This window comes from Vibrio sp. R15-SG3-ISO1A, assembly GCF_059833955.1.
Map to the genome: position 1 here is coordinate 83,368 of NZ_JCBDGH010000033.1, position 11,815 is coordinate 95,182.

The 11,815-nt window shown below is 49.2% G+C and carries 10 protein-coding genes; 8 read left to right on the top strand and 2 right to left on the bottom strand.

Annotation, left to right across the window (positions count from 1 at the left end):
- The first annotated feature begins 2 nt into the window (after window positions 1-2).
- Window positions 3-1,913, top strand: coding sequence for a bifunctional diguanylate cyclase/phosphodiesterase (locus tag AC6R0L_RS05295; RefSeq protein WP_487902927.1), 1,911 nt, complete (start codon window positions 3-5; stop codon window positions 1,911-1,913).
- A gap of 15 nt (window positions 1,914-1,928) precedes the next feature.
- Window positions 1,929-4,046 (top strand): type I secretion system permease/ATPase, encoded by a 2,118-nt coding sequence (locus tag AC6R0L_RS05300; RefSeq protein WP_500628494.1) that lies wholly within the window; start codon window positions 1,929-1,931, stop codon window positions 4,044-4,046.
- Between the two features lie 156 nt (window positions 4,047-4,202).
- Here the strand turns inward: AC6R0L_RS05300 and AC6R0L_RS05305 are convergent, their stop codons facing one another.
- Window positions 4,203-5,600 carry a tryptophanase gene (locus tag AC6R0L_RS05305; protein WP_500628495.1) on the bottom strand — a complete coding sequence of 466 codons (1,398 nt, stop codon included), beginning with the start codon at window positions 5,598-5,600 and terminating at the stop codon, window positions 4,203-4,205.
- 521 nt (window positions 5,601-6,121) lie between these two features.
- On the opposite strand from AC6R0L_RS05305, the gene AC6R0L_RS05310 reads away from it, so the two are divergent.
- The 6 genes from AC6R0L_RS05310 to sstT all read left to right on the top strand — a co-directional run bounded on the left by AC6R0L_RS05310 (window position 6,122) and on the right by sstT (window position 10,460).
- Window positions 6,122-6,754: a DUF2057 family protein gene (locus AC6R0L_RS05310; RefSeq protein WP_500628496.1), complete on the top strand. Its 633-nt coding sequence runs from the start codon at window positions 6,122-6,124 to the stop codon at window positions 6,752-6,754.
- 51 nt (window positions 6,755-6,805) lie between these two features.
- Complete coding sequence (locus tag AC6R0L_RS05315) at window positions 6,806-7,339, top strand: GNAT family N-acetyltransferase (protein ID WP_500628497.1); 534 nt, start codon at window positions 6,806-6,808, stop codon at window positions 7,337-7,339.
- A 107-nt stretch (window positions 7,340-7,446) separates the two neighbouring features.
- On the top strand, window positions 7,447-7,908 hold the full coding sequence (locus AC6R0L_RS05320; RefSeq protein WP_500628498.1) for a hypothetical protein: 462 nt from the start codon (window positions 7,447-7,449) through the stop codon (window positions 7,906-7,908).
- Window positions 7,905-8,516, top strand: coding sequence for an SCO family protein (locus AC6R0L_RS05325; protein WP_500628499.1), 612 nt, complete (start codon window positions 7,905-7,907; stop codon window positions 8,514-8,516). Before AC6R0L_RS05320 ends, AC6R0L_RS05325 begins: the two co-directional genes overlap by 4 nt.
- A 26-nt stretch (window positions 8,517-8,542) precedes the next feature.
- Window positions 8,543-8,989: a copper chaperone PCu(A)C gene (locus AC6R0L_RS05330; RefSeq protein ID WP_500628500.1), complete on the top strand. Its 447-nt coding sequence runs from the start codon at window positions 8,543-8,545 to the stop codon at window positions 8,987-8,989.
- Window positions 8,990-9,239: 250 nt separating this feature from the next.
- Window positions 9,240-10,460 carry a serine/threonine transporter SstT gene (sstT, locus tag AC6R0L_RS05335; protein WP_500626198.1) on the top strand — a complete coding sequence of 407 codons (1,221 nt, stop codon included), beginning with the start codon at window positions 9,240-9,242 and terminating at the stop codon, window positions 10,458-10,460.
- A gap of 84 nt (window positions 10,461-10,544) precedes the next feature.
- Here sstT and AC6R0L_RS05340 read toward each other — a convergent pair whose 3' ends face one another.
- Window positions 10,545-11,768 carry a tetratricopeptide repeat protein gene (locus AC6R0L_RS05340; RefSeq protein WP_500628507.1) on the bottom strand — a complete coding sequence of 408 codons (1,224 nt, stop codon included), beginning with the start codon at window positions 11,766-11,768 and terminating at the stop codon, window positions 10,545-10,547.
- Window positions 11,769-11,815: the final 47 nt, after the last annotated feature.

The following is an 11,815-nucleotide window of genomic DNA, read 5'->3' on the forward strand; positions in this document are numbered from 1 at the left end:
ATATGACGTTATATAAACAACTTGTCGCGGGAATGATTGCGGTCTTTTTGATGTTAATGATCTCGGTCTTTATCATTGAATTCAACACCACGCGAAACAACTTAGAGCAGCAACAGCGCTCAGAAGTGAATAACACCATCAACACGGTCGGCTTGGCTTTGGCTCCTTATTTGGAGAATAAGGACCAAGTCGCGGTGGAATCCGTTATTAATGCGCTGTTTGATGGCAGTAGCTACTCTATCGTTCGTCTGATTTTCCTCGATACTGGCGATGAGATATTACGCGCCTACCCAATCAAACCAAACAATGTCCCAACCTGGTTTACCGACCTTAAGCTGTTCGACACCATTCACGATAGACGTGTGGTAACCAGTGGCTGGATGCAACTAGCGGAAGTCGAAATTGTCAGCCACCCTGGGGATGCCTACACCCAGCTATGGCTTGCCTTCGAACGTTTGGTTTATGCGTTCTGCTTTATCTTCCTCATTGGCTTGTTTGCGATCTCTTTCATCTTGCGCCGCGCATTAAAACCGCTCCAGCTCATCGTCACCAAAATGGAGCAAGTGGCGAAGAATCAATTCGGCGAACCTCTTCCCCGCCCTGCGACCAAAGATCTCATCTACGTGGTCGATGGCATCAACAGCATGTCTGCTCAAGTAGAGAAATCGTTTAAAGCGCAAGCTCAAGAAGCACAACAATTAAGACAACGTGCCTACATCGATCCCGTGTCTCAATTAGGCAACCGCGCTTACTACATGAGCCAATTGAACGCATGGTTGACCGAAGGCGGAATGGGTGGCGTTGCTATTTTAGAGGCGAGCTTTATCCGTGAACTGTATGAGGAAAAAGGCTATGAAGCGGGTGATGGCATGGTCAGAGAGCTGGCCGATCACCTAAAAGTCTCTATCTCCTCGCCGGAAGCGACATTGGCGCGCATCTCGTCTGAAGAGTTCGGTTTCATCCTTCCTAACATCGATGACAGTGAACTCAAACTGATGGCGGACAGCATCATTACCTTTGTGCAAGATGTCAGTGCCGATCCTACCGGCATGGCGACCGCTAATGTCTCACTGGGTGTGGTGTACAGCAAAACATCGCGCGGTACGTCTGAAATTCTCACCATGCTTGATAACGCGTTGGCAGCAGCCAAAGCAAACCCAGATTCCAATTATGGCTATGTGACCGGTGAAAACACTGAAAATCTCATGGGCAAACAGCAATGGAAAAACTTGGTTGAAGAGGCGATCAGCAACGATTGGTTCTCCTTTAGGTTCCAGGCCGCGAACGACTCCTGGGGACAGACATACCACCGCGAGGTGTTCTCTGCGATTGAGAAAGGCGATGAGCGTTATACCGCCAACCAATACCTGTTTGCGCTTGAACAATTGGGCGCAAGCCACATCTTTGATGAGTACGTCATTCAATCGGTGGTGGACAAGCTAAGCCGCGGCGAATTCAAAGAACCCGTTGCCATCAATATGTCGCAAAGCAGTATTTCCCAGCCAAGCTTCATTCGCTGGATATCTCAATATTTAGCCAAGCACAGCAAAGTCGCCCCTCTGCTCCACTTTGAGATTCCAGAAAACTGCTTTATCAATGCGCCGCACCACACTGCTCTATTTTGTAATGCCATTCGTACCGCTGGCGCCGACTTTGGTGTCGATAATTACGGCCGGAATTTCCAATCGCTCGACTACATCAACGAGTTCCGTCCTGCGTACGTGAAACTGGATTATCTCTACACTCATCACCTTGATGATGAAAAGCAGAAGTTCACATTGACGTCTATCTCGCGCACTGCGCATAATTTGGGTATCAAGACCATCGCCTCGCGAGTGGAAACACAAACGCAGCTTGATTTCCTATCTGAACACTTTATTGAAGTCTTCCAAGGCTTCATCGTAGATAAATAACGACAAAGGGTTAGCATGCAGGATCCGCTATTAAATTCGCTTATCTACGTCAGTCGCTACTATGGTTTAGCGAACTCTCCAGAGGCACTCATTAATGGGCTGCCTCTTGCTGACGGGAAGCTCACACCTTTCCTATTTCCGCGCTCGGCTGAACGGGCTGGTCTAGTCGCGAAAGAAAACCGCTCAAAGCTGAGCGACATTCCCCAATTGGTATTGCCCGTTGTACTGCTGCTTAAAAGCGGTGACGCGTGCGTTCTCAACAGCATCAATGACGAAGGCAGCGAAGCGGAAATCGTTACAGGTGAATCTGGCCTTGTACCGATTTCCATCAGCATGGATGAACTCGAAGCGCTCTACATTGGCCGCTACTTCTTGGTCAAAAAGCAATTCCGTTACGATGAGCGCTCACCCGAAGTGCTCAATACCAAAAAGGGTCACTGGTTCTGGAGCACCATTTGGCAATCGAAACGCATTTATCGAGATGTGTTAATTGCGTCTATTCTCATCAACTTGTTCGCCGTTGCCGCGCCAATGTTTACCCGCTTGGTGTACGACAAAGTGGTCCCTAACTTGGCGTTTGAAACCTTGTGGGTGTTGGCGAGCGGGATCTTTGTCATCTTCTTGTTTGATTTGGTGCTCAAACTACTAAGAAGTTACTTCATTGATGTAGCAGGCAAAAAGTCGGACATTCTCATCTCCTCCAAACTCTTTAGCAAAGTGATGGGGATTCGAATGGAGTCTCGCCCCCCTTCCGTGGGCGCGTTTGCTCGCCACTTACAAGAGTTTGAATCGATTCGTGAGTTCTTCACCTCGGCAACCATAGGCTCGTTGATTGACTTGCCTTTTGCGCTGCTGTTTTTGCTTCTGATTTGGCTAATGGCCGGTAATTTGGTGCTGGTACCGATTGTCGGGGTGGTGATCCTGGTCATCTACTCACTGCTGATTCAAGGGCCTTTGCGTCATACCATCGAAGAGGGTTCAAGACTCGCATCGCAAAAATACGCGAACTTGATTGAGAGTTTGGCTGGGCTGGAAACCGTGAAATTGTTTGGCGCCCAAAGCCAATTTCAGTTCCGCTGGGAAGAAGCCGTTGCCCACATGGCCAACTGGAACATCAAAAGTCGCCGAATTACCGATGGCATTCAAAACACAGCGGGATTTGTTCAGCAAGCGTCGAACGTTGGGATGATCATTCTTGGCGTGTATTTGATCTCTGAAGGTGAATTGACCATGGGTGGTCTGATTGCTGCCACCATGTTGAGCGGTCGAGCAATTGGCCCTATGGTGCAGCTGTCACTGCTCTCGACTCGATACAACCAAGCCAAATCCTCTATGACCATCATTGAGCAAGTCATGTCGATGCCTGACGAACAAGAAGAGGGTAAACGCTACATTCACCGCCCAATCGTACACGGTAAGATTGAGCTTGATAAAGTCACCTTTCACTACCCTGACTCACCCATCGCGTCGATTCGTGACCTCAGTTTAGTTATCAACCCAGGTGAAAAAGTGGCGATCATAGGTCGAATTGGCTCAGGCAAGACCACACTTGAGCGCTTGATCATGGGCTTGTACAAACCCACTGAAGGACACGTGCGCATCGACGATACGGACATAGACCAAATGCACCACATCGACGTAAGACGCAACATTGGCTGTGTGCCGCAAGACAGTCAGCTCTTCTACGGTTCGATTCGCGATAATATTACGCTTGGCAAACCGCTTGCCGATGATCGCGATGTGATGGATGCGGCTAACCGCGCTGGCGTGACCGTGTTTACTCAACAAGACCCTGCCGGGCTAGAAAGGCAAGTGGGCGAAGGTGGAATGCTGCTTTCCGGTGGCCAAAGACAATCCGTCGCCATCGCGCGAGCCTTACTTGGCCGCCCACCCGTTTTGTTGATGGATGAGCCCACCAGCGCAATGGATAATCGGTCTGAGATGCATATCAAGCAGCAGCTCTCTCAATTGAAATCGAGCGAGACGCTGATCCTTATCACGCATAAAACCTCAATGCTTGATGTCGTCGACAGAGTCATCGTGATGGAAAAAGGCAGTATTATCGCTGACGGGCCTAAAGCTGAGGTACTCAACAGCTTGAAACAAGGTAAAGTGCGCGCGGTCAATCACTAACCCACGCTCTGATAAAGCAACGCGCCACTCGGTGTTAAACCGTTTGGCGCGTTGTTGTTTATGTGAACAGTTACCTAGGTGAACAGTTACCTAGGCAAATAGTTATCTAAGTGACCAGCTCTATACGCGAAAGGCTATTTAACCAAATAGACTCCACTACTTAGAGCAAAAACGCGCCGTAAAGTGACGCAGCACTGGCGGCTCGTAATCGAACGTCAATCCTTTGAGTTCATGTGCGCGCTCTTTCAGGGCAATGATCGCATCGGCAATATAATCCATGTGATCATTGGTGTAGACGCGGCGCGGAATGGTCAAACGCATCAACTCCAAATCAGAGGCTTTTTGCTCCCCCGTTTGAGGATCTCGGCCAAGCAACAAAGAGCCTATCTCAACCGCGCGAATACCCGCTTCTAAATAGAGCGCATTACAGAGCACTTGGGCAGGAAACTCATCCGCTGGAATGTGAGGCAAGATTTTCGCCGCATCGACAAACACCGCATGGCCACCCGTTGGCGTTTGGATTGGAATACCGCCTTGTTGCAAACGTTCACCAAGATACTCAACCTGAGAGATGCGGTAGTGAAGGAAATCTTCGTCTGCCCCTTCATAGAGACCACGTGCGAGCGCTTCCATGTCACGGCCCGCCATACCACCATAGGTAACAAACCCTTCCATCGGCACACATCGGGTGCGCACTGCTTGGAATAACTCTTCATGATCTCGAATGCAGCATAAACCACCAATGTTCACCATTGGGTCTTTTTTCGCCGACATGGTCAACATGTCCCCGTACTGGTACATCTCACGGATGATCTCAAGTATCGACTTATCTTGATAGCCGACTTCACGTTGCTTAATAAAGTAGGCGTTTTCACAGTAACGCGCGGAATCGATTACCACTGGAATGTCATTTTTCGAAGCAATCTCGTAGACCGCACGCATGTTGGCCATGGAAACAGGTTGCCCGCCCGAGCTGTTACACGTCACCGTCGTGATGATCGCACAGATATTGTTGGCACCATGAGCCTCTATGGTGGTTTGCAGTTTATCGAGGTCAAAGTTGCCCTTCCAGTCGTACGGCTTGGTGGTATCAAACGCGCGATCATCGACAACATTAATCGCTTTGCCGCCGTTTAGCTCGATATGACCTGCGGTCGTATCAAAATGGTAGTTGGAGATAAAGACAGGCTCAGTACCACCGCGTACTACTTTCATTCTTTCAATCAACGCGGGAAAGAGAATCTGCTCTGCCCCTCGGCCTTGGTGTGCGGGAACCGTAAGTTTATAGCCAAAAAAGTGCTCAACTGCCGCGCAAAGGTTGTAGTAGTTGCGGCTGCCCGCATAAGACTCATCCCCCAGCATCAAGCCTGCCCATTGGTTGTCACTCATCGCCCCGGTACCAGAGTCGGTGAGCAAGTCGATGTACACATCGTCACTTCTAAGCAAAAACGGGTTAAGTCCAGCCTCATTGAGCGCTTCAACTCGGTCTTGGTAGGTGGTCATTTTAATTGGTTCCACCATCTTGATGCGGAACGGTTCTGGAATGCGTTTCATCTTTTGATCCTTTGATTGATCGCCAGGAACTCGCGATACGCTAGCGTGCCAGATCAGCATGCACATGCTGCATCTCGCAGTGACGATCTTAAAATGTATTTAACGGTTGTGTTTCTCGCAGCGCATGGCGCTGACAAAGGGGATCAAAGTGATGAGGATTCTTTGCTGAGCAGGGAAAGGCAGTAGTCCAAGTTGTACCACGACGACAACACGAGTTTGCTGTCTAATGCTGATTGTCGCACGAAAAAGTCGACCAGCATGCTGCTTGTCATAGCGTTATCCTCCTGTTGAATTGAACATTCCTACACTATAGCGAAAACCTTTTTGAGATTACCGTGAAGTGCGCCGCACAATAAACCATACAGAATCCTGTCTCATCGGTGTGCGACCTTTACGCCAATGAAGATTGTGTTAAATTTTCAAACTTCTCACATAAGGTTATTGAAATCGACGCCCGATACGCGCGATGATGCATGAGTTAAGTGCCTGTTTCATAGGCTACTCTGTAATTAGGGAATACCATGAAAAATCAATTTTGCCTGTTCGCTGCGACCGCATTGATCAGTAGCGCAGCCTTTGCCGATGTCACCCTTTCCATTCCTGATACCATTAATGTATTAGTGGTCAATGACGCTAGCCCTAAACTAGAAGGCGGGTTTTTCTCTGCGTCGAAAACCCTGACCCTACCCGATGGTGAGAACCAAATTTTGTTCCAGTACCAACCCTATTTTGACCAAGGTAATGATCGCGTTATTTTAGAAAGCGATCCGCTCGTTGGCACCTTCAACGCTTCAAACATTAAGCTGGAATTTGCTCTGCCTAAATACCGCAATGAAAACCAGGCGCGCAAGCAAATCAGTCATGTCGAGTGGTCACTTATAGATGAGAGTGGCAACACGCTGGAGACCAAACAAGATAAATTGGTCAAAGATGGCTTTCAACTTGGGCGCAACCACCAAATCGAACTGGCCGAGTACAACCGCCAAGGTGGTGTCGCAGCACTCTCTACCGTCGCTGCTACGGCTTCAGTTGCCACGCCAGCCCCTACCACACAAGTTGACAGCAATACGGCCGAAGAAATGCTCCATTTTTGGTACAACAAAGCCGACGCAGAAACTCAAGCTCGTTTCAAAGCGCACATCAACAACCAATAATCACCCACGCACTCAAACGAGCGCGTTATTTCTTTGCAAAGGAGTGCAAGCATGTTTCGTTATGAGGTTGATGACGAAGTCTCATTGGCACTGGTTCATGAGTCGTTCGCGGCCCACTATGCTCAGTTGGTCACAGAGCAACTGCCCTACCTAACACAGTGGCTAGCTTGGCCTGCCCATTGCCAAACAGAGCAAGATTTTCGCCTGTTCATTCAACGCTCCTTACATGATTACGCCGATGGCAAATCCATGACCTGCGCCATCCTCTACAATGGCGATATTATTGGTAACTGCAGTTTCAATAGCATCAACCATGACACGAAATGCGTTGAAGTGGGCTACTGGATAAGCCAACACCATCAAGGTAAGGGGATTGCCACGCGAGTGGTTCAAGCGCTGACGCACATCGCCTTTGACCAATACCAGATGGAAAAAGTCCAACTGAGCGCTGCGGTCGACAATCACGCGAGCCGCGCCGTCGCCACACGTTGCGGTATGACCCTTGAGGGAATCTTAAGCCATCAGGAAAATATTGATGGCCGCTTATTAAGCCACGCTATCTACGGTTTGCTTAAAAAGCATTGATTTTGCGCACAAATCCTTGCCAGCCATACAGCGTTCACGTTGAGCTGTGGTAACATCCCGCCACTCTTGTTTGTCGATGTGACAATTTTTATGTGAGAGGCGGTTCGATGACATCAAGCTTTTCGATACACGGGAAAGGCCATTGGCAGTGGCTACTGGTACTCATGGCGCTCAGTGGCGGTTACTTTGCCAGTGACATTTATCATTGGTTGAGCACAGCCCGCCACCAAGACACTTCCATCGACTTAAGTGAGTACTGCGCTCTCACCACCTCTTCGTGTCAATTAGGCACGGTGTCGATTCACGCGGATAAAGACACCAGTCAGCCTCTGCTGCCGACCACCGTCACTGTCGCCTGGCCAAACAACGATGCTCAATCGCTGGTTCTGTCACTCCAAGGCGTTGAAATGGAGATGGGTTCGCCAAAGTTTTTGCTTGCGCGGACTGGAGATGGGCAATATCAAGGCGAACTGCTACTCCCCGTCTGTACGACAGACGCCATGACTTGGTATGGCACCGTCTCTGACGGTCAAACCCACCATAAACTCTCAGTAAGGATGGAAAGATGAGTCGAAATTGGTCCCTGATTTTAGTCGTCGCCTTTGCGCTGGGATTTGGCCTTAAAAGCTATCTCGATCACCAATCGCAGGTCACCCCAACCAATGATGGCCGTGACGCGTCCATATTGTATGGTGAGCAAGGCCAACCCGTTGATATTTTTGACTCGTCCGACCCACGTATCCGTGTGGTTTACTTTGGGTTCACTCGCTGCCCCGATGTCTGCCCCACTTCACTGGCCATGCTGGCTGGCGCTCTAAACCAGATGGGTGAAGAGGTTCAACACCAATTTAGACCCATGTTTATCTCATTAGATCCCGAGCGAGATGCCGCTGCCGATGCGCATCGCTACGCGCAGTATTTTCATCCGTCAATAGAAGGGCTCTCGGCGCCTCTTGAGATCACCACCCCGCTCGCCCATCGCTATGGCGTAATATTTAGAAAAACCGAACTGGAAAACTCTGAGCTGGGTTACACACTCGATCACAGCTCCTACTTCTACTTTTTAGCGCCGAATGGGACACTGTTGACCAAAGTCCCCCACACTCTTACGCCCGCGCCTATTGTTGAGGCGTTTAACACCGTGACCAAACAGCCCCAGCAGGCTGATAAAAAATAATTGATTGAGAAAGAAAGGATTGCCTGATGAAACTGCCTACACTTCTACTGTCTTCGTTGCTAATGAGCGCTTCAGTCGTTGCGAATACCGATGTCATGACGCACCATGCCTACGCTCGTGCCACGCCGCCCGCAGCGGTAACCAGTGCCGTGTTTGTCACCCTAATGAACAAAGGTGATAAGGAGCGAATTATCTCCTCCGCCTCCACCAGTGCGGCAGGCAAAGTAGAGTTACATGATGTGATCAAAGAGGGCGATGTGATGAAAATGCGCCAAATTGAGCGCATCACCGTGCCAGCGCACGAGCAAGTGGAACTGAAACCGGGTAGCCTACATATTATGCTGTTTGATTTAACGGCGCCTTTGGTCGAGGGTGAAGAGATTGAAGTGACCATTGAATACCTAGATGGCGAGGCACAAACCTTTACCGCTCCGGTGAAAAAGGTGATGAGCGGGATGAAGCACCACCACTAACGTCTATGCCGAATACGGCCAATTGAGACAACACTGAGGGAGCGTATGCTCCCTTTTTCTTATCATTCTTTTATTGTAAAACACACCACACTAGTAACATATAATTTACAACTTTGATAAAAATCCAATTGTTTCATCTATGTTTCAATTAATTCTAGACACATTATTTCAACACGCTAGTATATCGGCTTCAGCTAGGAATAGCTGGAATAACTATAACCTCAGATAATTATTCATTGCAGGGATACATATGCAACACAACTCTATTTTTGCCCGCTTTGCGCGCGGAAATCTGGTGCTACAGATCCTAGCCGGTATCATCCTTGGTGTTGGACTGGCTACCGTGTCTCCGGAGTCTGCTCAAAGTGTCGGGTTACTTGGAAGCCTATTTGTCGGCGCACTAAAAGCCGTCGCGCCTATCTTGGTTTTCATTTTGGTGGCTGCGTCTATCGCCAACCAAAAGAAAAACCAACACACTTACATGCGTCCTATCGTGGTTTTGTACCTATTTGGCACATTAACCGCCGCGCTAACGGCCGTCGTACTGAGCTTTTTGTTCCCTACCACCTTGACACTGGTATCGGGTGCAGAAGGCGCTACACCACCGCAAGGCATTGGTGAAGTATTAAATACGCTGCTGTTTAAGTTGGTCGACAACCCAGTCAATGCGCTAATGAGTGCAAACTACATCGGTATCCTAGCTTGGGCTGTCGGTCTTGGTTTGGCTCTGCATCATGCTTCAGGTACGACGAAAGCCGTGTTTGAAGATCTTAGCCACGGCGTATCGCAAATCGTTCGTTTCATTATCCGTCTTGCTCCTTTTGGTATTTTCGGTCTCGTTTCTTCAACACTGGCAACCACAGGTTTTGAAGCGCTGGCTGGTTATGCACACCTTCTGGCGGTATTACTTGGTTCGATGGCAATCATCGCATTGGTGGTCAACCCACTGATTGTTTTAGTAAAGACTGGTCAAAACCCATACCCGCTGGTATTCCAATGTCTGCGTGAAAGTGGCGTTACCGCCTTCTTTACCCGTTCAAGTGCAGCCAATATCCCGGTCAACATGGCGTTGTGTGAAAAGCTGGATTTAGATGAAGACACCTACTCCGTGTCCATCCCACTCGGGGCCACCATCAACATGGCAGGTGCAGCCATTACCATCACAACCCTGACGTTGGCGGCGGTTCATACCCTGGGTATTGAAGTTGACCTAATGACAGCCTTGCTTCTAAGTATTGTGGCATCCATTTCTGCCTGCGGCGCGTCGGGCGTGGCCGGTGGTTCATTGCTGCTGATTCCTTTGGCGTGTGGCCTCTTTGGTATTCCAAACGAAGTGGCGATGCAGGTCGTCGCGGTCGGCTTTATCATTGGTGTTGTGCAAGATTCCGCGGAAACCGCGCTGAACAGTTCAACCGACGTTGTGTTTACTGCAGCCGTTTGCAAATCGAAACACAATCAAGAGAACGCATAATCACACCTGCATAAACGATAAAGGCTCCCAGTCCAACTGGGAGCCTTTTTTATTGTTACACATTCAATCATTCGTCGGTTCGGTTCAATCACCGGATGATTTAGATGTCGGAGCAAAATGTGACTGACTGAAGTCTAGTGGGTCGCTCGTTGTACGCTCCTCACCTTGACCTTGCGTTTCACCTTGCCGAGAAGGATCTGGCTGGAGCGTCTCTGTTTGCGACTCTGGTAACGCAGAATCGCCTTCGCTGTGCAGCGCTTCTTTGCTCAATAGATCATCTTTACTCAAGACCGATAGCTCCTGCTCTAACAACGGAATTTTGCGTTTATAGAGCTTGTTCAGCGCGCGAATAATCGAATGCTTGCTGACTTTCTTTTCTCGAATCTTCTTCAACATGGGTTTCGATAAGGCTTGTAAGCCGACCACAGTGTCCACACCAATATTTAACGCCACTTGATCGCGTAGCAATCTGGCTTGCTCGTAGCCGAGTTGCGCCGCTAGAAACAGCCAAATATAAGCGATTGAGTTGCCATTGGGGCGGTAATCCATCCAAGCTTCACCGGCACGGTACATCGCTTCAAGGTAGCCCTTTTCCGCCGCTCTTTCGAGCCAGTAACACCCTTTTTCGTGACTGACAGGAACACCACGTCCGTAGATATAATTCAGACCTAACTTCATTCGACCTTCATTGCTTTTCAGCGCCGCAGCGCGACGAAAATAGTCCGTCGATTTTGTCGGATTGGTCTGTGGGTTATTCGGTGCAATATACCAGTCGCCAAGGAAGTTGATCGCATCAACAAAGTTTTGCTTGGCGGCGCTTTCTATCGTCTCTAGCGCTTTCACAATGTCTTTCTCGACGCCACGGCCGTGGAATAGCGCTACCCCCATCTCAAAGCGATGAGGAAGACTCCCCTCATGGGCGGCAATGCACGTTTGCCAATACTTGGCTTGCTCCTTCAAGATCACATCTTGTTTCATGCGATTGCTGATACGCACCACGCCATACATCCCGGTCACATTGTCCTGTTTGGCCGCTTTGGTATACCAATACAAGGCTTCTTGAATGTTATGGCGCTCCGCTTCTTTCGCTAAATACAGAATCGTCGGGACATGGCCAGACTCTGCTTTATACAAGCGTTCCTCTTTTTCCTGCTTACGATTCTTCTCGATGGCTTTTCGTAGCGCCATATCGCGCGCTTTACGCTCATTCTCTAAACGCTTTTTACGCAGCGAGAGTGCCAGCATCCAAAGAAACAGGCACAGTAACAATAATCCGGTCGCGCCAATCGCGATACCCACTATATTCATGATGGTCTTAGTTTCAGTTCTGTTGCGGCTTATATCGGCGATAAGCC

What these genes read in the sequence shown, in the direction of transcription:
- AC6R0L_RS05330 (WP_500628500.1), top strand. Translation starts at nt 8,543, where the DNA reads ATGAAACTGCCTACACTTCTACTGTCTTCGTTGCTAATGAGCGCTTCA.
- AC6R0L_RS05340 (WP_500628507.1), bottom strand. Translation starts at nt 11,768, where the DNA reads ATGAATATAGTGGGTATCGCGATTGGCGCGACCGGATTATTGTTACTG.
- AC6R0L_RS05300 (WP_500628494.1), top strand. Translation starts at nt 1,929, where the DNA reads ATGCAGGATCCGCTATTAAATTCGCTTATCTACGTCAGTCGCTACTAT.
- AC6R0L_RS05295 (WP_487902927.1), top strand. Translation starts at nt 3, where the DNA reads ATGACGTTATATAAACAACTTGTCGCGGGAATGATTGCGGTCTTTTTG.
- sstT (WP_500626198.1), top strand. Translation starts at nt 9,240, where the DNA reads ATGCAACACAACTCTATTTTTGCCCGCTTTGCGCGCGGAAATCTGGTG.
- AC6R0L_RS05315 (WP_500628497.1), top strand. Translation starts at nt 6,806, where the DNA reads ATGTTTCGTTATGAGGTTGATGACGAAGTCTCATTGGCACTGGTTCAT.
- AC6R0L_RS05320 (WP_500628498.1), top strand. Translation starts at nt 7,447, where the DNA reads ATGACATCAAGCTTTTCGATACACGGGAAAGGCCATTGGCAGTGGCTA.
- AC6R0L_RS05305 (WP_500628495.1), bottom strand. Translation starts at nt 5,600, where the DNA reads ATGAAACGCATTCCAGAACCGTTCCGCATCAAGATGGTGGAACCAATT.
- AC6R0L_RS05310 (WP_500628496.1), top strand. Translation starts at nt 6,122, where the DNA reads ATGAAAAATCAATTTTGCCTGTTCGCTGCGACCGCATTGATCAGTAGC.
- AC6R0L_RS05325 (WP_500628499.1), top strand. Translation starts at nt 7,905, where the DNA reads ATGAGTCGAAATTGGTCCCTGATTTTAGTCGTCGCCTTTGCGCTGGGA.